The organism is Plesiocystis pacifica SIR-1 (assembly GCF_000170895.1).
GTDB classification, from domain to species: Bacteria; Myxococcota_A; Polyangia; order Nannocystales; family Nannocystaceae; genus Plesiocystis; species Plesiocystis pacifica.
In genome coordinates this window covers 16,276-36,461 of sequence record NZ_ABCS01000094.1, presented here as the reverse complement: position 1 = coordinate 36,461, position 20,186 = coordinate 16,276, and the positions used below count along the sequence as shown (strand labels likewise).

Here is a 20,186-nt window from a genome sequence, read left to right as displayed (position 1 = left end):
GGGAGGCGTAGCTGACCCGGATGGCGCGGGCGAATACGCCTTCGGCCTCAGTTGGGCGACGAGTTGGGCGACGGCCTCGGGCGGTCCGGCGACGACCGAGGCTCGCGGCCCGTTGTCGACGGCGACGCTCAGCGCTTCGCCCAGGCGACCCTCGAGCTCCGCGGCGGGCAGCGAGACCGCCGCCATCGCGCCGGCTTGGCCGGCCTCGCCCTGGAGGCTGGTCGCGATCACCTGGCTGCGCAGGGCGACCACGCGGGCGGCGTCTTCGAGGGACAGCGCCCCCGCGACGCAGGCGGCCGCGATCTCGCCCTGGGAGTGGCCGATGACCGCGTCGGGGACGACCCCGAAGGCGCGCCAGACCGCGGCCAGGGACACCATCACGGCGAACAGCGTGGGCTGGACGACGTCGACGCGGGCGAGTGCCTCGGCGTCGACGCCCCCGCGCAGGAGCTCGAGCACGGACCAGCCGGTGTGCGGGGCGAGGGCCTCGTCGCAGGCGCGCATGGCCTCGGCGAAGGCCGGCGCGTCCGCGAGCCACTCCCGCGCCATGCCGGGCCACTGCGAGCCCTGGCCGGGGAATACGAACACGAGCTTGGCGTCGCGCAGGCTCTCGGCGTCGACGAGGCTGGGGTGCGGTCGCTCGTGGGCGAGGGCGTCGAGGCCCTCGAGCAGCTCCGAGTGGGAGTGGGCGAGGACGCAGGCCCGGCGCTCGAAGTGGGTGCGCGCCGTCGCCAGGGTGGCCGCAAGGGCGCCAATGTCGAGCTCGGGGTGGGCGTCGAGGTGGGCGCGCAGGCGCTCGGCCTGGGCGCGCAGGGCCGCGGCGTTGCGGCCGGAGAGCAGCAGGGGCCGGGCCGGCAAGGCGGGGGTCTCGGCGTCGCCGACCTCGTTTACCTCTGCGGGCGCAAGCGCGGGTGCTTCCTCGAGGATGACATGGGCGTTGGTCCCCGACAGCCCAAAGCTCGACACGCCCGCGCGGCGCGGCGCCTGATCTCGGCGGGTCCACGGCTGCAGACGATCGACGACCGCCACGGGCAGGCTGTCCCAGTCGAGGTGGGGGTTGCGGGGCGAGGTGTGCAGCGAGGCCGGCCACGCACCGCGCTGCAGCGACGCGAGCACCTTGGCGACGCCGGCCAGGCCGGCCGCGGACTCGAGGTGTCCGACGTTGGTCTTGAGCGCGCCGAGCAGCAGGGGCCGCGTCTGGGCCCGACCTTCGCCGTAGACTTCGGCCAGGGCGCGGACCTCGATGGGGTCGCCGAGCTTGGTGCCGGTGCCGTGGCACTCGACCGCGTCGATCTCCCAGGGCTCGAGCTTGGCGCTGGCCAGGGCGGCCCGCAGGACCTCGCGCTGCGCCGCGCCGTTGGGCACGGTCAGCCCGCTGCTGGCCCCGTCATGGTTGACCGCCGAGCCGCGGACCACGGCGAGCACCCGGCGGCCCTCGGCCTCGGCGTCGGACAGGCGCTGGAGTGCCAGGGCGATGACCCCCTCGCCGCGGCCGTAGCCGTCGGCGGCGGCCGAGAAGGTCTTGCAGCGGCCGTCGGGGGCGAGGGCCCGGGTGCGCGAGAGCTGCACGCCGAAGTGGGGCGAGACCATGACCTGGGAGCTGGCCGCGACGGCGAGCTCGCACTCTCCGGCGCGCAGCGAGGCGCAGGCGCAGTGCAGGGCCACGAGGGACGAGGAGCAGGCCGTGTCCAGGGTGATCGCCGGCCCGCGCAGCCCCAGGTAGAAGGCCAAGCGACCGGCGCCGAAGGAGGTGTGCGTGCCCATGGTCGTGTAGGCATCGACCTCGCCGCTGGCGGTCTGGAGGTGGGCGTAGTCGCTGGGTCCCAGGCCCACGAACACGCCGCTGCGCGAGGCCGCGAGGGCCCCGGGCACGATGTGGGCGCGCTCGAGGGCCTCCCAGGTGGCCTCCAGCAGCAGGCGCTGCTGGGGGTCGAGGTGCCGAGCCTCCCGGGGGCTGATGTTGAAGAACGCGGCGTCGAAGCGGTCGACGGCGTCGAGGAAGGCGCCCTCGCGGGTGTAGCTCTTGCCGGCGCGGTCGGGGTCGGGGTCGAAGAAGCGCTCGGCGTCCCAGCGCTCCCTGGGCACGGGGCCGACGGCGTCGGTCTCGGCCTCGAGCAAGGTCCACAGGCTGTCGAGGTCGACCACGCCGCCGGGCAGGCGCAGGCCGATACCGACGATGGCGATGGCCTCGTCGGCCTGAACCAAGGCGCGCGCAGGGGCGGCGGTCGTCGTCGCCCCGAACACGAGGGCGTCGAGGTGGGCGGCGAGGGCCGCGGGGCGGGGGTTCTCGAACACCGAGACCACGCTCAGCCGCGCGCCCAGCTCGCGACCGAGGCGGGCGCACAGCTCCACGCACAGCACCGAGTCGAGGCCGAGGTCATAAAAGCCGACCTCGGGGCGCAGGCGGGCGTCGGTGTGGGGGTCGTCGGGGAGCTCGAGGACGGCGCGGATCGTGTCGAGGATGAGCGCGACGAGGGCCCGCCGGCGCGCCTCGGGCGAGGCCGCGCGTAGCTCGGTGGCGAGGGTCGACGTCGAGCCTAGGTCGGCCCCGGCCGCGTCGGCGCGCAGCTGGGGGAGCTCGGCGAACAGCGGACGCGCGCCTCCGGACGCGCTCGACGAACAAAAGCGCGGCCAGTCGACGTCGGCGACGAGCACTCCGCTCGCGCCGTGGTCGACGAGGGCGCCGAGCTCATGGATGGCCACGCTCGGGGCGAGGGAGCGCAGGCCGATCTCGCCCAGGCGCGCGAGGGTCTCGGCGTCGACCATGCCGCCCTCGGCCCAGGGGCCCCACGCGAGGGCCGCGGCGGGCAGACCCGCCTGGCGCCGGTGCGTGGCCAGGGCGTCGAGGTAGGCGTTGGCGCCGGCGTAGGCCATCAGCGGGCCGCTCCCCCACACGCCCCACATCGAGGACAGGCACAGGAAGAGCTCGAGCTCGAGGCCGAGCTCGCGGCTCAGCGCGTGGAGGTGCTGGGCGCCCGCGACCTTGCCGGCCGCGACGGCGGCGAGTTGCTCGGCCTCGATGGCGCGCAGAGGCGTGGGCTCCCCGGGGATGCCCGCGGCGTGGACGATGGCGCGCAGGTCCTCGCGGTGCGCGGTGAGGAGCTCCGCCACGGCGCGGCGATCGTCGAGGGCACAAGCGACGACGGACACGGACGCGCCGAGGCCCTCGAGCTCGGCCCGGGTCGCCTCGATGCCCGGCGACGCGGGCCCGCGGCGGCTGACCAGGATCAGCGACTCCGCGCCGCGCTCGACCAGCCAGCGGGCGATGTGCAGGCCGAGGGCGCCGGTGCCCCCGGTGATCAGCGCGGCGCCGCGGAGCTGCACGGGCGGGCGCGGGGTCGGCTCAGAGCCTTCGAGTGGGACGAGTCGGCGCGCGCGGATCCCATCGGCGCGCGCGGCCAGCTCGTCCTCGCCATCGTCGCGGACCAGGGTCGAGAGCGCCGCCGCCAGGGGCAGGCCCTCGCCCAGGTCGATCAGCCCGCCCCAGGAGCTCGGATGCTCGAGCCCCAGCGCGCGACCCAGGGCCCAGGTCATCGCCTGGGTGGGGTGCGTCAGGGGGTCCTCGGCCGAGACCGAGACGGCCCCGCGGGTCACCAGCCACAGCCTGGGCGGGGCCTCGGCGCGGGCGCAGGCCTGGGTCAGGGCGAGGTTGGCCCGCAGTCCCCGAGACACCCCCGGCAGCGCGGCGTCGGGTCGATCGTCGAGGGCCAGGAGCGAGACCAGCGCGACCGCGCGGGTGGGCAGGGCGTCGAGCCAGGTCGCCGCGTCGACGTCCTCATCGACGATCGACACCTCGGTCGAGGTGGTTTCGTCCGCGCGCAGCTCGGCTAGGCGCGCCGCGCCTTCGGCCCCTTGGGCCCAGACCTGGGGGACCACGAGCACGCACGCGCCCGGGCAGCTCGCGGAGCCCTCGACGGGGACCCAGCGCGGGGTGTAGCGGAGGCTCCGCGGGCTCGCCGGGCGTCCCTCGAGCCAGTGCCGCTCGCGGCGAAAGGCGTAGGTCGGCAGCTCGCAGCGCCGGGCCTCGACGGTGGCGAACACGGCCCGCCAGTCGACGCGCTGGCCGTGGGTGTAGAGCTCGCCGAGGGCCCGGCTGAGGTCTTCCCCTGGCGCGCCCTCGAAGCGGGGGCCGGCCAGGCTCGCCACGGCGTGGGCGTTGGTTTTGGTTCCGGACAGGCAGTGCGGCACGGCCGAGGCGAGCACGGCCTGGGGCCCGAGCTCGAGGAAGCGGGTGACGCCCTCGGCCTCGAGGCTGCGCACGCCGTCGAGGAAGCGGACGGCGCTCCGCGCATGGTCGAGCCAGTAGTCGACCGAGGCCATGGTCGTGGGTTCGCAGCGCCGCCCGGTCAGGGTCGACACCACCAGCACCGTCGCCGGGCCAAAGCGCAGGCCGCCGAGGGCCGCGGCGAAGTCCTCGAGCATCGGCTGCATGCGCGGCGAGTGGAAGGCGTGGCTGGTGTCGAGGCGCTTGGTCTTGCGCCCGCGCCCGGCGAACGCAGCCTCCACGGCGCGGGCCGCCTCGGCGTCGCCCGAGACGACCGTCGAGCTGGGGCCGTTGATCGCCGCGATCGCCAGCTGTTCCTCGAGCCCGTCGAGGTGCGGACGCAGCTCGGCCTCGGAGGCCTGGATGGCGATCATCGCTCCGCCCGCGGGCAGGGCCTGCATGAGCCGGCCGCGGGCCGCGACCAGGGCGCAGGCGTCGGGGAGGTCGAGCACGCCCGCGACGTGGGCGACGGCGATCTCCCCGACCGAGTGGCCCAGGAGCAGGTCCGGCTTCACCCCCCAGTGGGTCCACAGCCGGTACAGCGCGAGCTCGAGGGCGAAGATCGCCGGCTGCGTCGAGGCGGTCTGAGCGAGGCGCGCGCGGGCTTGGTCCTCGGGCACCTCGCCGAGCAAGAGCGGGCGTACGGGGGCGTCGAGGAGGGGGTCGAGGTGGGCGCAGACCTCCTCGAGGGCGTCGCGGAACACGGGCCGCTGGGACCACGCGGCCCGGGCCATGGCGGGCCACTGGCTGCCCTGGCCGGTGAACAGCATGGCGAGCTTGCCGGAGCTCGGCGCGGGCTGAGGCTGCTGCTCGCGCGCGGCCATGGCGGCCTCGAGGGCGTCGGCGAGGGCGGCGGGGGAGGCATCGGCCGCCGCGCTCACGCTCAGGCGCGCGTCGAAGTGGGTGCGGCTCGTCGCCAGGGAGTAGGCGAGGTCGGCGGTCGCGGGGGCGCCCTCCCGGCGCAAGAAGGCGGTCAGGCGGTCGACCTGGGCGCGAAGATCGAGGGCCTCGCGGCCGGACACGAGCAAGGGCAGGGGCGACGTCTGGGCGGGCGCGCTGGGCTTGGGGTCCGGCTCGAGCTCTGGCTCGACTCGGCTCGGCGGGTCCGCGAGGATCACGTGGGCGTTGGTCCCCGCCATACCAAAGGACGAGACCCCCGCCCGGCGTCCGCGATCGCGCCGCCGGGGCCAGCTCGTCGGCGCGTCGACGACCTCGAGGTGGGCTTCATCCCACGCGAAGGCCTCGGTCCGCGGCGTGGTGTGCAAGCTGGGCGGGACGGCGCCGTGGCGCATGCTGGCGAGGACCTTGGCGACGCCGGCCATGCCCGCCGCGACCTCGAGGTGGCCGAGGTTGGTCTTGACCGAGCCGATCAGCAGGGGTCGCTGCGCGCTGCGCCCGGGCCCAAACACCTCGCCGAGGGCGCGGAGCTCCGTGCGGTCGCCCAGGCGCGTGCCGGTGCCGTGGCACTCGAGCAGATCGATGGCCTCGGGGTCGAGGCGCGCGTCCTCGAGGGCGGCGCGGAGCAGCTCGCGCTGGGCGTCGGCGTTGGGCGCCATGATGCCCGTGGACTGGGGCCCGTTGTGGTTGACGGCGGTGCCCTCGACGACGGCGAGGATGTTCCGCCCCATGTGCTCGGCGCGCTCGAGGGGCTCGAGGGCCAGGACGACCACGCCCTCGCCCCGGCCGAAGCCGTCGGCCTTGGCCGAGAAGGTCTTGCACCGCCCGTCGGGGGCCAGGGCGCCGATCTTGGCCAGCTGCACGAAGTGATCGGGCGCGGCCATGAGCTGCACGGCGCCGGCCAGGGCCAGCTCGCACTCCCCGTGCTGGAGGGCGCGACAGGCCGAGTGGAGCGCGACGAGAGAGGTCGAGCAGCCCGTGTCGAGGGCGAAGGTCGGCCCGCGCAGCCCGAGGCTGTGGGCGACCCGGCCGGCGACGAAGGAGGCCTGCGTGCCCAGGTAGGTGTAGGCGCCCCCGACGTCGCGGCGCCGAAAGTCGTAGTCGCTCGAGCCGATGCCCATGAACACGCCCGTGCGCGTGCCGGTGAGCTCCGCGGGCACCAAGCCGGCGTGCTCGAGGGCGGTCCACGCGGACTCGAGCACCAGGCGGTGCTGGGGGTCGGTGCGCTTGGCCTCCCGGGGGCTGACCCGGAAGAAGCCGGCGTCGAACTCGTCGATGCGGTCGAGGAAGGAGCCCCGGCGCACGTAGGCGCGTCCCTCGGCCTGGGGGTCGGCGTCGAAGTAGGCCTCGGCGTCCCAGCGCTCCGCAGGGATGGGGGCCACCGCGTCGCGACGCGAGCACAGAAATCTAAATAGTTGATCGAGGTCCTCGACCCCACCTGGGAGGCGTAACCCGATGCCAATGATCGCTATTCGAGGGGAGCTGTGCGCGTTTGACGATCTATTCCCGACGATCGAAGGTAGCGATGCGTTCATGGCGATCGGAACTTAGTTTGCCTCCACCGTCGCCGCAACCCGACTCTCGCCAGGGCTCACCGAGCGGGCCCTGTCGCGCTTTGTGGCCCAGATGCCCGTTTTGGTCCGCATCGGAGGCCCGAGCGCAGCGCCAAAGGACGCGTAGGGGGCCTAATTGTGGTTCGATATGTGGACGCAATACGCGGCGTCAACGTGTCGAGAAACTACCTACATCAATGAGATTACACGAATTACTGGTTCGCGAGAAAAAGGATCTCTTCTATTGAACTACCCTGAGTCGACGCGGCGGCGGATATTGCAGCACTTGCTCAGACTGCGCGGTTACCGTGACGGCTTGCGTCGATTTCCCCCTTTGGCACGGGCGAGCTCTTCGCCGCACGCGCGCGCCTCCGCGACGAGGGGGTCGTCGGCGTCGAGGCTCTTGGCCAGACCCTGGCTCGTGGCGCAGTGGGACGCCGCAGACTCGAGCTCGCCGAGGGCGACCTCGGTCCGGGCGAGGTGCACGAGGGCCCGCAGGACCTCGGGGTGGTCGGCGCCCAGGGCCTGGGTCAGGGGCGTCAGGGCCTCGCGGTAGAGCTGCAGCGCGTTGGCGTGCTCGTCCATGGCCCGCAGGGCGTCGCCGAGCTCGAGCTTGACCTTCGCCGTGGCGGGGTGCTTGGGCCCGCGGAGGGTGTCGTGGATCTCGAGCAGGTCGAGGAAGGCGTACTGGGCCTCGGCGGGGCGATCGGCGGCCATGAACAGGCGCCCGATGTCGAGGACGACCTCGAGGGTCGCCGGGTGGTCGGGGCCGAGCGCCGTGGCGAAGCTGTCGCGGGCCTGCGTCAGGAGGTCGAGGGCGCCTTGAGTGTTGCCGAGGGCGAGGAGCGAGCGGGCCAGGAGGTGCTGGATCTCGGCGGTGCGGGGGTCCTCGCCCTCGCCCTTGCCCGCGCGCGCGCCGAGGGCGATGGCCTCGCCAAACAGCGGCGCGGCGGCCTGGTGCTCGCCCGTGGCGGCGCGCAGCCTGGCGAGGAGCACGAGCGCGGTGGCCTGCCCGCGGGGGTCCTCGCCCGCGCGCGTCCGCGCGAGGTGGGCTTCGAGGGCGGCGGCGGCCTGGGCCTGGCCAGCTGCGCTGCTGCGCAGGGCGAGCTCGAGCTCGACGCGGGCGAGGGCGGCGTGGGCTTGGGGCGACTGGGTCGCGAGGGCGCGCTCGCGCAGCGGCGCGAGCTCGGCCGCGAGGGGAGCCGCCTTGTTCGAGTCGAGCTCGGCGCTGCGGACCCGGGCGTCGAGGGCGTGGAGCTCGAGGGCGGTCCGCGCCGACTCGGGGGCGGTCTCGAGGGCGGCGGCGTGGGTGCTGCGCAGGGCGGCCCAGGCCTCGACGGCTTCACCGTGCCGGCCCGCCTCGGTCAGCAGCCGGGCCCGGTGCACGGCCACGACCACGGCGGCGTCCGGGCTCACGGAGGTCTCGATGGCTCCGCTCGTGCACCGAGCGAGGGCGTCGGCGCCAAAGCTCGAGTCGACGGCGCGCCACAGCGAGGCGGCCTGATCTGGGCGTTCGCGCAGCAGGCCGACGAGGGCGTCGAAGCGCCACAGCTGGTGGTCGAGGCAGGTCGAGGCGAGGGCGTCGGCGCGGGCGCAGGCGTCGAGGTAGGCGCGCCGCCACGGCTGTGTCGCCGTCGCCCGGGCTTCGAGGGTGTCGACGGTGGTCGCCGGCCATTCACCGGGGATTTCGGCGAAGGCCTCGCGCAGCGCGTCGCGGTGCGTCCGGGTCCAGGCCGCGTCGAAGGCCTCGGGGCCTGCGCAGCTGGGGCCGTCCGAGCCTGCGTCTGCGCCCCCCTCGGGCTCGACCAGCGTTTCCCCAGGGTCGGTGTTGGTGCTGGTGCAGGCCAAGGCGGCCGCGAACAGGAGGGGGCAGAGGCGGGCGCGGGGCGGCTGCGAGGGCACGGGATTAATTTAGCAGCCCGGCTGAGGGTTCGACTGGAGCAGACCCGAAATGTGCGCCGAACTTGTTTGTGGCCACGCCGTGGGCCTACCATGGCCAGGTTGGTCGGCGTTGGCCCCCGCGGTCGCCTCGACGGTTCGGATGCTCGGGTTGTCTGTCATGTCGTCATCGTGTTCGCGCTCTCTGCTCGTCTCCATCCCCGCGCTCGCCCTGGCCCTCGGCCTCGGCTGCGCCGAGGGCACGCCCGATCAACTCTCGACCTCGTTCGGGACGAGCCCGGCGACCTTCGACCCCCCGGACGACGACCAGGGCGAAGAGGCCGACACCCTCGACGACGAGGCGGGGACGATGGAGGCCGGGACCACGGAGGAGGGCACGACCGACGCGGGAACGGACTCGACCGACGCGGGCACGGACTCGACCGACGCGATGGGGGAGGGGACCACCAGCGAGGGCGAGACCACGGAGACCACCACCGACGACGGCGGGACCTGTGGCAACGGCGTGGTCGAGGGCGGCGAGGCCTGCGACGGCGCCGACCTCCAGGGCCAAGACTGCGCCAGCCTCGGCTTTGACGAGGGCACGCTGGCCTGCGCCCCAGACTGCTCGGGCTTCGACACCTCGGGCTGCACCTCGTTTTCTTGCGGCAACGGGGTCATCGAGGGCGGCGAGACCTGCGACGGCGGCGACCTGGGCGGCCAGAGCTGCGCGGGCCTGGGCTTCGACGACGGCGCGCTGGCCTGCACCGCCGACTGCAACGGCTACGACACCAGCAACTGCGTCACCTACATGTGCGGCAACCAGATCCTCGAGGGCAACGAGGTCTGCGACGGCGTGAACCTCAACGGCCAGAGCTGCGTGAGCCAGGGCTTTAGCCAGGGCACGCTGGCCTGCGCCGCGAACTGCCTGGCCTTCGACACCTCGGGCTGCTCCAACGGGACGCCCGGCGGGGACTGCTGCGTCTCCAACGGCACCCCCGGCTGCTCGGTGCCGGCCATCGAGCAGTGCGTGTGCGCCCTCGATGCCTTTTGCTGCGACAACACCTGGGACCTGCTGTGCGCCCAGTCAGCCGTCGACGACTGCGGCGCGGTCTGTTAGCTGGGGCTCAGCGGCTGAATGAATCCACGCCCCCGCTCGCGGGGGCGACCAAATGCCCTCTGAAAGGCACGAACCTCATTGCCCCACGACCACAGCGGAGGAGCGGATAGCGACGAAGCGTCCCCGGTTCCGAGACGCTTGCGGGGGCAAAACAGGTCAGAGCGATTGGACGCGCTTGGCCTCGAGCTCGTCCGCCCGCATCCGTCGACGCATGAGGTCGTGCTGCACGACCAGCAGGATGAACACCAAGGGCGCGGCCGGGGGCCAGACCGCGAACGCGAACACGGTCAGCACGGCGCCGCCGATGAGGTGCAGCTTGCGGTGGCCCAGCCACATGCCGGCGGCGCTGATGCTCCCGAGCAGGGCCCCCTGGGCGCTCGCCGTCAGGCCCTCGGCGAGGGACTGCTCCATCGCGGTCACGCCGGCCCACATCAACATGGCCAGCGAGGCGGCGCCGCCGTAGGCGACGAGCACGTGCATGGCGAAGTTGACGACGCTGCCGGCGTCGCGGACCCGGCCGTAGAGCGGACGAATCTCGGGATCGGCGTGGCGGAAGGGGCCGGTCGGGACGAAGGGCGTGTCGAAGCCGCGCAGCGACAGCCGACGAAAGCGCCACGACTTGGTGGCGTAGACGGTCGCGCCGATGAGCACGGCGAGGCTGATCGCAAACAGCCGGAGCTCCAACACGGCCGCAGGGTAGCGCCGCGGCGTCATCGCGGGGAGCGCCATCGCGCCGCTGGTTGCAAGAGTCCTGACGAGATGGGGAGCCTCGGCGTCAGCGACGCTAGTCGGCGTTGTCGGCGGGGACGAACTGCGTCCCCTCGGCGTCCGCGTGGCGATAGTCGAGGGCGACGACGCGTTCGCCTCCCTCGGCCTCCTGGACGCGGATCTCCACACCCAGGAGGCTGAACCGAGACAGCTGGATCGCGCTCAGGGGCGCGTCCTTGCCGTGGGCGAGGCGACGGATGCTCGCGGGCGTGTCGGTGGCCGTGGCGGCGTCGATGAACCACGAGTCGAGGATCATGTCGCAGTCGAGGATCGGCTCGCCGTGCTCGTCGACGCCCCGGCGGATCTGCGCGAAGCGGGCGTCGAGGGTCAGCGCGCCCGGCTCCCCGCGGGTGTCGTCGACGAGGCGGTAGCGCAGCCACACCTCGCCGCAGTTGCGCCCGGGCTCGCGCAGGTCGAGGCGGTTGCTGATCGCGGTCAGCTCGAAGCGCCCCGGCGCTCGCGGAGCCGCGTCGCCGAGGGCTTGGCCCAGCTCGCCGTTGGCCGCGTCGAGCAGCGCGGCGTGGTCGCTCTCGCCGTCGCCAAAGAGCAGGGCGCCAAAGTCGAAGTAGTCCCGCATCGGCACGCGCTCGCCCGGCGCGATGTCGGTGAAGTCGAGGGTGAAGATCGGCGTGTCGCGGGGCGGCGGCGGATCGCCGCGCTGGAGCTCGACGCTCGGGTTCGCGGGGCTCGGGAGATCCACGAGGGAGCTCGCGGCCGCGGGCCCGGTGGTGTCCTGGGCAGCCAAGCCGTGGGGGTCGCTGGCGCAGGCCGAGGCGGCCATGGCCAGGGCGAGGACGAGCGCCGACGAGAGGGTGGGGGGGCGAGTCGAAGACGGACCGAGCATGGGCTTCCTGGCTGGCTGCCAACGTCGAGGATCCGCTCCGGTTCTGGACGTCGCGCAACCGGCCCCAGGTGCCGAGCTGGCGCAACCGACGCCTTTTTGAGCGGTCACCGAGTGCGCGAACCCTCTTCAATTGGCTAGAAAACACCGCTTGCAAGACTTTCTACCGAGTGGTAGGCACCTCTCGTCTGACCGGTAGCCAGATGCCTACCTCTCGTTCTGCCAAAGCCTCGCGCGCGGATGTCGCGCAACAAATCCTCGAGCAGGCCACCCGCCTGTTCGCGGCGCATGGCTTTTCCGGGGTCTCCCTCGCCGACATCGCCAAGTCCGTCGGCATCCGCAAGCCCTCGCTGCTCTACCACTTCCAGAGCAAGGACACGCTGCGTCGCTCGGTGCTCGAGGAGATCCTGGCCCACTGGAACGAGACCCTGCCGCAGCTGCTGATGGCCGCGAGCACGGGCAGCGAGCAGTTCGACACGGTGCTGTCGACGACGGTCCGCTTCTTCGCCGACGACCCCGACCGCGCCCGGCTGATCCTCCGCGAGCTCCTCGACCGACCCGAGGAGATGCAGCCGCTCATCGAGGCCCACGTGCGCCCGTGGGTGGGCATCGTGGCCGACTACATCCGCCGCGGTCAGGAGGCCGGCCGGGTCCGCGCCGAGGTCGACCCGCGCGCCTACGTGGGCCACATGACCGTGCTCGTGCTCGGCTCCATGGCCACCTACGAGGCCGTCGGCAGCCTGGGCCCCGAGCTCGAGGTCCAAGAATCCAGCGCGCAGCTGCTCGAGCGCCAGACCGCCGAGCTGCTGCGCATCGCCAAGGTCAGCCTGTTTCGGCCCCGACCCGTGGCGGACTCCACGACCCACTCCCAACGCAACCAAGACTTCGGGCCCGAGCGCCCAGAAAGCGACGACTGATGGCCAACTTCTTCGAGGAAAACGACGACCTGCGCTGGTACTTCGATCACGGGATCGACTGGGACCCCGTCGTCCGCGCGACGGAGTGGAACTTCAAGGCCGAGGACTGCCCCGAGAGCGTCGCCGAGGCCGTCGAGACCTACCGCGACTTCATGACGATGATCGGCGAGTTCGTGGCCGAGGACATCGCCCCGCACTGGGAGGAGCTCGACACCCAGCACTCGGAGCTCGTCGACGGTGAGATCGTGTTTGGTCAGCGCATGCAGACCATCTTCGATCGCATCCAGGAGCTCGACCTCCACTGGATGACCCTGCCCCGCGAGTTCGGCGGGATGCAGAGCCCGCTGCTGCTCTACTTCCTCAGCGCCGAGCTCATGGCCCGCGGCGATCAGTCGGTCATGACCCACCACGGCTTCCACGGGGCCATGGCCATGGCCATGCTGATCTTCTCGATCCGCGAGGGCTCGACCACCTTCGACCCGTCCAAGGGCCAGATCACCGCGACCCGCTTCCAGGAGTTCATCGAGGAGATCGGCACGGGCGAGGCCTGGGGCGCCATGGACATCACCGAGCCCGACGCCGGCTCGGACATGGCCCGGCTGCGGACCGTGGGCGAGCAGGACGAGGACGGCAACTGGTTCGTCACCGGCCAGAAGATCTTCATCACCTCGGGCCACGCCAAGTACCACTTCGTCATCGCCCGGACCGAAAAACCCGGCGACCCCGACGACCCCATGGCCGGCCTCGGCGGGCTGAGCTTCTTCCTGGTCCAGACCTACGAGGACACCGACGAGGGCCGCGAGCGCTTTGCGACCATCGACCGGGCCGAGGAGAAGATGGGCCACCACGCCGCGGCGACCTGCGCGATCAGCTTCGACCGGACCCCGGCGCACCTGCTCGGCAAGCGCGGCGAGGGCTTCAAGTACATGCTCACGCTGATGAACGGCGCGCGCGTGGGCGTGGGCTTCGAGTCCATCGGCCTGTGCGAGGCGGCCTACAACAAGGCCAAGGCCTACGCCGCCGAGCGCCCGTCCATGGGCAAGACCATCGATCGCCACGAGATGATCGCCGACATGCTCGACGAGATGCGCACGGACATCCAGGGCCTGCGGGCGCTGTGCGTGCAGGCGGCGTGGCACGAGGAGATTGCGACCAAGCTCGAGATCGCCCGGGACCACATGCCCGAGCTCTCGCCCGTGCCCCTCGACGAGCTCGACGGCGAGATCCGTCGGCACAAGGCGGCGGCGCGCCGGGCCACGCCCCTGCTCAAGTACCTGTCGTCGGAGAAGGCCGTCGAGCACGCCCGGCGCTGCATCCAGATCCACGGCGGCAACGGCTACATCAAGGAGTACGGCGCCGAGAAGCTGCTGCGCGACGCCATGGTCCTGCCGATCTACGAGGGCACCAGCCAGATCCAGTCGCTGATGGCCATGAAGGACACCCTCGGCGGCGTGATGAAGAACCCGCAGGCCTTCGTGCGCGAGATGGCCCAGGCTCGCTGGCGCTCGTTGTCGAGCCGCGACCCCCTCGAGCGCCGCGTCGCCAAGCTGCAGCTGCTCCAGGCCGACACCGTGCAGTACCTGATCCGGCGCACGGCCTCGGACAAGGTCCGCTCGCTCCAGGGCAAGCCGGTCAACACGTGGAGCCAGGCCTTCTTCAAGGACTGGAACCCCAAGCGCGACTTCGCCTTCGCCATGCTCCACGCCGAGCGCCTGACCCGGATCCTCTCCGACGTGCAGATCGCCGAGATCCTGCTCGAGCAGGCCAAGGCCCACGCCGAGCGCCGCGAGGTGCTCGAGCGCTGGCTCGAGCGCTGCGAGGCCCGGGACCGCTTCCTCCACGACGAGATCACGACCACGGGGCAGCGCCTGCTCGACAAGCTCGCGTCCCTCAACGGCGCGGACGAGCGCGCCGCCGCGGAGTAGCCGACCATGGCACTGCCCACCAAACACATCCGCAGCCAAGGTCCCGTCCTCGCGACCTTGGGTCAGACCGCCCTCGAGGCCCTGCGCCGCCAGCTGACCGGCAAGGTCCCGAGCGGGGTCGGGCCGCTCCCGGGCCCCGAGATCACCGCCGAGATCGGGCCCCGGCCCAAGGCGCTGATCAAGGACTACGTCCGCTTTTGCGGCGGCGATCCGAGCAGCTACAAGCACCACGTCCCGGCCCACCTGTGGCCGCAGTGGGGCTTCCCGCTGGCCGCCAAGACCCTCGAGGGCATCCCCTATCCGCTCTTCAAGGTGCTCAACGGCGGCTGCCGGGTCGAGGTCAACGCGCCCCTGCCCATCGACGAGCCCCTGCAGATCCGCGCCCAGCTGGTCAACATCGACGACAACGGGCGCCGGGCCGTGCTCGAGCAGCGCGTGGTCACGAGCACGCCCTCGGCCCCGGACGCGCTGATCACCACCTTGTTTGCGATCGTGCCCCTGGGCTCGGGCAAGAAGAAGGGCGAGGGCGGCAGCAACGGCGCGCCCAAGCCCAAGAAGAAGAAAAAGCCCGTCGAGCGCGTGCCCCTCGACGCCACCGAGCTCGCGCGCTGGAAGATCCCCGCCAACGCCGGCTTGTCCTTCGCCATGCTCACCGGGGACTTCAACCCGGTCCACTGGATCCCGCCTTACGCCAAGGCCTTCGGGTTCCGGAACACCATCTTGCACGGCTTCGCGACCATGGCGAAGAGCTGGGAGGGCCTGGTCCGCTCGCGCTTCGCCGGCAACCCCCAGGGGCTGGGCAGCTTCGACGTGCAGTTCACCAAGCCCCTGGTGCTCCCGGCCAAGGCCGGCCTCTACCTGCGCCCCAACCCAGGCGAGGGCGCGGGCGAGGGCGCGGGCGAAGGGGAGGGGGACCGCGTGTGGGTGGGTCCCGCCCACGGCGGCTCGGCCTACCTCGCCGGCACCGTGAAGGGTCCGGGCTGAGCCCCGGCTGCTCTTCTCTCAACAATAGTTTCTAGCCAACCGGAGTCATCGCCATGAACGACGTCCTGCTTCAACTCGGTCAAAACCCCCAGGCCCGCAAGCTCGTCAAGAGCCTCGGCCTTCCCCTGCCCATGCCCCAGAGCCTCGCTCGGGCCAAGGGCGCCATGGAGGAGCGCCCGCTCCACGACTACGAGATCGCCATCGGCGGCTATGGTGCGCCTGCGTCCGACGACGCGGAGTCGAACGACTCGGCGCTCATCCCCGTGCTCGCGCGGACCCTCGCCCAAGCTGGCGCCACGGCGCTGGTCACCGGCAAGGGCGTGGAGATTCCCCAGGCCTTCACCGACGAGGGCGACGCCTGGGGCCGGCCCCCGCGGGCGCTGATCCTCGACGCCCTGCCCGACAAGCTGCGCCTCGACGCGATGGTCTTCGACGCCACGCAGATCACCGACGCCGCGGGCCTGCGCGCCCTCTACGAGTTCTTCCACCCCCTGCTCCGGAACCTGCGCAAGTGCGGCCGGGTGGTGATCCTCGCCCGCGAGCCCGGGGAGGCCCGCGACGCCGAGGCGGCGGCCGCCCAGGCGGCCATCGACGGCTTCATCCGCAGCCTCGGCAAGGAGCTGGGCAAAAAGGGCGCCACGGCCAACTGCCTCTACCTCGGCGAGGAGAGCGAGGCGTGGGTCGAGGGCCCGCTGCGCTTTTTGCTGTCTCGGCGCAGCGCGTTCATCTCGGGCCAGCCCCTGCGCGTGTCCGTGGGCGCGGCGACCCCCCAGGCCGACCCCGAACTGCGCGTCGAGCCGGTGTGGACCCGCCCCCTCGAGGGCAAGGTCGCCCTGGTCACCGGCGCGGCCCGGGGCATCGGCAAGGCTACGGCCAAGCTGCTCGCCGACGAGGGCGCCCACGTGGTCTGCCTCGACCGCCCCGGGGACGACGAGCTGCTCAGCGCCGTCGCCCGCGAGGTCAAGGGCACGCCCCTGCTCGTCGACGTCAGCGACGAGGCCGCGGGCGAGACCATCGCCAGCTTCCTCGCCGAGCAGTTCGAGGGCGTCGACATCGTCATCCACAACGCCGGCGTGACCCGGGACAAGACCCTCGCGCGCATGAAGGACAAGCACTGGGACCAGTGCCTGTCGATCAACCTCGACGCCGTGGTCCGCATCACCGCCGCCTTGCTCGAGTCGAGCGAGGACCAGGCCGCGGTGCTCCGCGACGACGGCCGCGTCATCGTGCTCTCGTCCATCGCCGGCATCGCCGGCAACCTCGGCCAGACCAACTACTCGGCGACCAAGGCCGGCGTCATCGGCTTCGTGCGCCACCTGTCCGAGGACCTCGCCGAGCGCGGCATCACGGTCAACGCCGTGGCCCCCGGCTTCATCGAGACCCGGCTGACGGCGGCCATCCCCGTGATGATCCGCGAGGTCGGCCGGCGCCTGTCGAGCCTGGGCCAGGGCGGCCTGCCCCGGGACATCGGCGACGCGCTGACCTTCCTGTCCACCCCCGGCGCTCAGGGCATCACGGGCAACGTGCTGCGCGTGTGCGGCCAGTCCTTCGTCGGCGCCTGAGCGCTGCTTTCTCTCCACCACCCCAGCGACAGGAAATTCCCATGCCCGTCAGCAAGCAGCACAAGCCCGTCCAGCGCGCCGTCATCGTGTCCGGCGTCCGCACCCCCTTCGTCAAGGCCTTCGCCGAGTACCTGCCCTTCGACACCATCGCCCTCGGCGACCTGGCCGTCTCGGCGCTGCTCGAGCGCACCGAGCTCCCGCGCAAGGAGATCGACGCCATCACCTGGGGCGGGGTCATCCTGCCCAGCGCCGCGCCCAACATCGGCCGCGAGATCGCCCTCGACCTGGGCCTGCCGCCCTCGGTCGAGGCCATGACCTGCACCCGCGCCTGCGCCAGCGGCCTCCAGGCCGTGACCCTGGCCGTCGCCGCCATCGAGCGCGGCGAGGCCGACGTGGTCATCGCTGGCGGATCGGACTCGACCTCCAACGCCGAGATCAAGCTGCCTCAAAAGGTCGTGCGCACCCTCGGGCCGCTGCTCATGGGCAAGGGCAAGGCCACGCCCAAGGACCTGCTCGGCGTCGCCGCGCAGCTCATGCCGATCACCGAGATCCTCCCGCGCATCCCCAAGATCGCCGAGCGGACCACGGGCGAGCTCATGGGCGAGAGCGCCGAGAAGATGGCCAAGCGCAACGAGATCACGCGCCAGGCTCAGGACGAGTTCGCCGTGCGCTCGCACCACCGCGCCGCGGCGGCCATCGCCTCGGGTCGCTTCCGCGACGAGGTCGCCCCCGTCGAGCTGCCCAACGGCAAGTGGGTCCACGACGACACCATCGTGCGCGGCGACACCAGCGTCGAGAAGATCGCCAAGCTGCGCCCGGTGTTCGCCAAGGACGGCAGCCTCACGGCGGCCAACTCCAGCCCGCTCACCGACGGCGCCGCGGCCTGCCTGATCATGAGCGAGGAGAAGGCCAAGGCCCTCGGCTACACGCCCCTGGCGCGCTTCGCCAGCTGGTCCTACGTCGGCGTCGACCCGGCCGATCAGCTGCTCATGGGCCCGGCCCTGGCCATGCCCCAGGCCCTCGCCCGCGCCGGCTACGAGCTCGGCGACATGGATCTGGTCGACATGCACGAGGCCTTCGCGGCCCAGGTGCTCAGCGTGCTCAGCATGCTCGCCAGCGACAACTTCGCCAAGGCCCGCCTGGGTCGGGACAAGGCCATCGGCGAGGTCGATCCGGCCATCCTCAACGTGCACGGCGGCTCCGTGGCCATCGGCCACCCCTTCGGCGCGACCGGAGCCCGCATGGTCACGACCATGGCCAACGAGCTGCACCGCGGGCAAAAGGCCACGGCCCTGCTCGGGCTGTGCGCGGCCGGTGGTCTGGGCGCGGCGGCCGTGCTCGAGAACGCCGAGGCCTGAGCGGGAGCCCCCGCGTCCGAGCCTTCGCCCCGGGACGAGCCGTCTCGGGGCGCTTTCGTTTTCGTCATCCACACCAGGAGCTCCCCACCCATGCCCCGTGTCCATCGTCACTACGGTTGGCAGGTCTCGCCCTACTCGGCCAAGACCCGCAGCTACCTGCGCTACGTCGGCGTCCCCTTCGAGGACGTCGCGCCCTCGGTGTGGACCCTCTACCGCAAGATCCAGGGCGCGGTCGGCCGCCTGGTCATGCCCACCGTGGAGCTCGCCGACGGCGGCTGGCTCCAAGACTCGAGCGCGATCATCGACTACTTCGAGGGCCTGCCGGGCGCGGATCCGGAGCGATCGGTGACGCCGGCCGAGCCGTGCCTGGCCGTCGCTTCCTCGCTGCTCGAGGTGTTCGCCGACGAGTGGCTACCCATGGCCGACCTCCACTACCGGTGGAACCTCCCGGCCAACGCCGACTTCGCCCTCGGGGAGTTCGCCCGCGACGGCTTCCCGCGCCTCCCCGAGAGCGTCGGTCGGCGCCTGGCCGCGCCGGTGGCTCGGCGCATGGCCAGCTACCTGCCGGCGCTGGGCATCGAGGACGCGACCATCCCGGGTCTCGAGCGCACCGTGGAACAGACCATCGCCGCCCTCGAGGCCACCTTGGCGGCGCGGCCCTTCGTCCTCGGCGGGCGCCCCTGCCTCGGCGACTTCGCCCTCTACGGCCCGCTGTGGGCCCACCTCTACCGCGACCCCGCCAGCCGCCGGCTGTTCGACGCGGCGCCGGCGGTGGTCGACTGGATGCAGCGCTTGACCGAGCCCGGGGGCGTCGAGGCCCAAGGTCCCTTCGAGGACGCCGTGCCCCCCGAGCTCGACCCGCTCATCCAGCGCATCGTCGACGATCAGCTCGCCTGGAACCGCACGCTGATCGCCAAGATCGACGAGTACTGCGCGGCCCACCCCGCGGCCAAGCGGGTGCCCCGCGCCCTCGGCCTCGCGCCCTTTGCCATCGCCGAGCGCCGAGGCCGGCGCAAGCTCATCACCTTCGTGCAGTGGAAGGCCCAGCGCACCCGCGACGCCTACGAGCGCGCCGAAGGGGCGGCGGACGCCTGGCTCTCACGCTTTGGCGACGACCCGACGACCATCATCCCGGCCGTCGCCAACCCCTTCGAGCTCGTGGAGTTTCGCGCGGTGCTCCGCGACCGCCGCTGACTCGGGTCAGCTCGGGGTCAGCCGGCGTCGGCGGCTTCGCCACCGTCGGCGGGCGCGTTGCCGGCCGAGTTCTCCTGCTCCTTGAGCGCCGCGAGCTTGGGCTGGGCGGTGTCCTTGGAGTAGGTCGAGCAGCAGTCCTGCTGGATGTAGGCCGACCACTGGTCGATGGCCTTGCTGATCTCACCCTTCTCCTCGAACACCATCGCCGCCCCGGCGAAGGAGTCCTGGTCGCCCTTCCACTGGATCTGGGCCTGCATGTAGGTGGTCAGGGCCTTGTCGAGGTCCTTGGCGGCGTGGTGGGCCCGGCCGAGCTCGCGGTAGACGTACTTGAGCTTGGGGTTGATCTCCGACACCTCGGTGAGCACCTCGATGGCCTTGGCGGCGTCCCCGGACTCGCGCAGGGCGACGCCGTACTCGAGGCCGTACTGCTCTTGGTTTTGGTCGAGCTCCCAGGCCTTGCCGAGGTGCTCGGCGGCCTTGGCCCAGTCCTTGGTCCCGGCGTGGGCGCGGCCGAGGCTGACCCGGGCGTCGGTGTCCTCGCCGCTGGCGGCGACGGCCTTCTCGAGCGGCCCGACGGCGCCGGCGTAGTCCTCTTCGGCCAGGGCGACCTTGCCCAGGCCGGTGAGCCCGCCGACGTTGTCCGCGTCCTGGTCGAGGACCCACTGGTACTGGCCCTTGGCCTCTTCGACCTTGTTGTTGCGCAGGTTGGAGGCGGCCTCCTCGAGGTTGCGGGCGATCTCCGCGTCGATGTCGATCTCGGGCTGCTTGGGCTTGCAAGCCGAGAGCGGGATGAGCAGGGCGATGGCGAGGGACAGGCCGAGGGTGCGCTTCATGGAGGCAGCTTTCGCAGCGGGCCCGGCTTTATATCCAGGTCCCGACGGCGGCGTCTACGGCTCCCCTCACGTGGCGGTTCCTGCGCGCTGAC

General features: G+C 72.3%; 12 protein-coding genes. 7 read left to right on the top strand and 5 right to left on the bottom strand.

The window, feature by feature from the left end:
* The coding region (locus PPSIR1_RS32530; RefSeq protein WP_157596202.1) for a beta-ketoacyl synthase N-terminal-like domain-containing protein at window positions 1–6,696 on the bottom strand (6,696 nt) is incomplete at its 3' end.
* A gap of 321 nt (window positions 6,697–7,017) precedes the next feature.
* Window positions 7,018–8,616 (bottom strand): tetratricopeptide repeat protein, encoded by a 1,599-nt coding sequence (locus PPSIR1_RS32525; protein ID WP_006975491.1) that lies wholly within the window; start codon window positions 8,614–8,616, stop codon window positions 7,018–7,020.
* A 157-nt stretch (window positions 8,617–8,773) separates the two neighbouring features.
* Between PPSIR1_RS32525 and PPSIR1_RS32520 the strand changes: the two genes are divergently transcribed.
* The gene (locus tag PPSIR1_RS32520) at window positions 8,774–9,712 is read left to right on the top strand and encodes a hypothetical protein (RefSeq protein ID WP_006975490.1); all 939 of its coding nucleotides are present in this window, start codon (window positions 8,774–8,776) and stop codon (window positions 9,710–9,712) included.
* A gap of 156 nt (window positions 9,713–9,868) precedes the next feature.
* On the opposite strand, the gene PPSIR1_RS32515 is transcribed toward PPSIR1_RS32520, so the two are convergent.
* The gene (locus tag PPSIR1_RS32515) at window positions 9,869–10,399 is read right to left on the bottom strand and encodes a hypothetical protein (RefSeq protein ID WP_157596201.1); all 531 of its coding nucleotides are present in this window, start codon (window positions 10,397–10,399) and stop codon (window positions 9,869–9,871) included.
* Window positions 10,400–10,496: 97 nt separating this feature from the next.
* Window positions 10,497–11,324 carry a hypothetical protein gene (locus PPSIR1_RS32510; protein ID WP_006975488.1) on the bottom strand — a complete coding sequence of 276 codons (828 nt, stop codon included), beginning with the start codon at window positions 11,322–11,324 and terminating at the stop codon, window positions 10,497–10,499.
* 200 nt (window positions 11,325–11,524) lie between these two features.
* Here PPSIR1_RS32510 and PPSIR1_RS44475 point away from each other — a divergent pair, with 200 nt between their 5' ends.
* The 6 genes from PPSIR1_RS44475 to PPSIR1_RS32480 all read left to right on the top strand — a co-directional run bounded on the left by PPSIR1_RS44475 (window position 11,525) and on the right by PPSIR1_RS32480 (window position 19,261).
* Window positions 11,525–12,238 carry a TetR/AcrR family transcriptional regulator gene (locus PPSIR1_RS44475; protein ID WP_006975487.1) on the top strand — a complete coding sequence of 238 codons (714 nt, stop codon included), beginning with the start codon at window positions 11,525–11,527 and terminating at the stop codon, window positions 12,236–12,238.
* Window positions 12,238–14,163: an acyl-CoA dehydrogenase family protein gene (locus PPSIR1_RS32500; RefSeq protein WP_006975486.1), complete on the top strand. Its 1,926-nt coding sequence runs from the start codon at window positions 12,238–12,240 to the stop codon at window positions 14,161–14,163. Before PPSIR1_RS44475 ends, PPSIR1_RS32500 begins: the two co-directional genes overlap by 1 nt.
* 6 nt (window positions 14,164–14,169) lie before the next feature.
* Window positions 14,170–15,147 carry a MaoC/PaaZ C-terminal domain-containing protein gene (locus tag PPSIR1_RS32495; RefSeq protein ID WP_006975485.1) on the top strand — a complete coding sequence of 326 codons (978 nt, stop codon included), beginning with the start codon at window positions 14,170–14,172 and terminating at the stop codon, window positions 15,145–15,147.
* A 53-nt stretch (window positions 15,148–15,200) separates the two neighbouring features.
* Window positions 15,201–16,709 (top strand): 3-oxoacyl-ACP reductase, encoded by a 1,509-nt coding sequence (locus PPSIR1_RS32490; RefSeq protein ID WP_006975484.1) that lies wholly within the window; start codon window positions 15,201–15,203, stop codon window positions 16,707–16,709.
* A 41-nt stretch (window positions 16,710–16,750) separates the two neighbouring features.
* On the top strand, window positions 16,751–18,067 hold the full coding sequence (locus PPSIR1_RS32485; RefSeq protein ID WP_006975483.1) for an acetyl-CoA C-acyltransferase: 1,317 nt from the start codon (window positions 16,751–16,753) through the stop codon (window positions 18,065–18,067).
* A gap of 90 nt (window positions 18,068–18,157) precedes the next feature.
* Entirely contained in the window at window positions 18,158–19,261 is a 1,104-nt protein-coding gene (locus PPSIR1_RS32480; protein WP_006975482.1) for a glutathione S-transferase family protein, read from the top strand.
* A gap of 17 nt (window positions 19,262–19,278) precedes the next feature.
* Here the strand turns inward: PPSIR1_RS32480 and PPSIR1_RS32475 are convergent, their stop codons facing one another.
* Window positions 19,279–20,094 carry a tetratricopeptide repeat protein gene (locus tag PPSIR1_RS32475; protein WP_006975481.1) on the bottom strand — a complete coding sequence of 272 codons (816 nt, stop codon included), beginning with the start codon at window positions 20,092–20,094 and terminating at the stop codon, window positions 19,279–19,281.
* Window positions 20,095–20,186 lie beyond the last annotated feature (92 nt).

Excerpts from the sequence above, each read along its gene's own strand:
- PPSIR1_RS32520 (WP_006975490.1), top strand. The coding sequence starts at position 8,774 with ATGTCGTCATCGTGTTCGCGCTCTCTGCTCGTCTCCATCCCCGCGCTC.
- PPSIR1_RS32510 (WP_006975488.1), bottom strand. The coding sequence starts at position 11,324 with ATGCTCGGTCCGTCTTCGACTCGCCCCCCCACCCTCTCGTCGGCGCTC.
- PPSIR1_RS44475 (WP_006975487.1), top strand. The coding sequence starts at position 11,525 with ATGCCTACCTCTCGTTCTGCCAAAGCCTCGCGCGCGGATGTCGCGCAA.
- PPSIR1_RS32500 (WP_006975486.1), top strand. The coding sequence starts at position 12,238 with ATGGCCAACTTCTTCGAGGAAAACGACGACCTGCGCTGGTACTTCGAT.
- PPSIR1_RS32495 (WP_006975485.1), top strand. The coding sequence starts at position 14,170 with ATGGCACTGCCCACCAAACACATCCGCAGCCAAGGTCCCGTCCTCGCG.
- PPSIR1_RS32490 (WP_006975484.1), top strand. The coding sequence starts at position 15,201 with ATGAACGACGTCCTGCTTCAACTCGGTCAAAACCCCCAGGCCCGCAAG.
- PPSIR1_RS32485 (WP_006975483.1), top strand. The coding sequence starts at position 16,751 with ATGCCCGTCAGCAAGCAGCACAAGCCCGTCCAGCGCGCCGTCATCGTG.
- PPSIR1_RS32480 (WP_006975482.1), top strand. The coding sequence starts at position 18,158 with ATGCCCCGTGTCCATCGTCACTACGGTTGGCAGGTCTCGCCCTACTCG.
- PPSIR1_RS32475 (WP_006975481.1), bottom strand. The coding sequence starts at position 20,094 with ATGAAGCGCACCCTCGGCCTGTCCCTCGCCATCGCCCTGCTCATCCCG.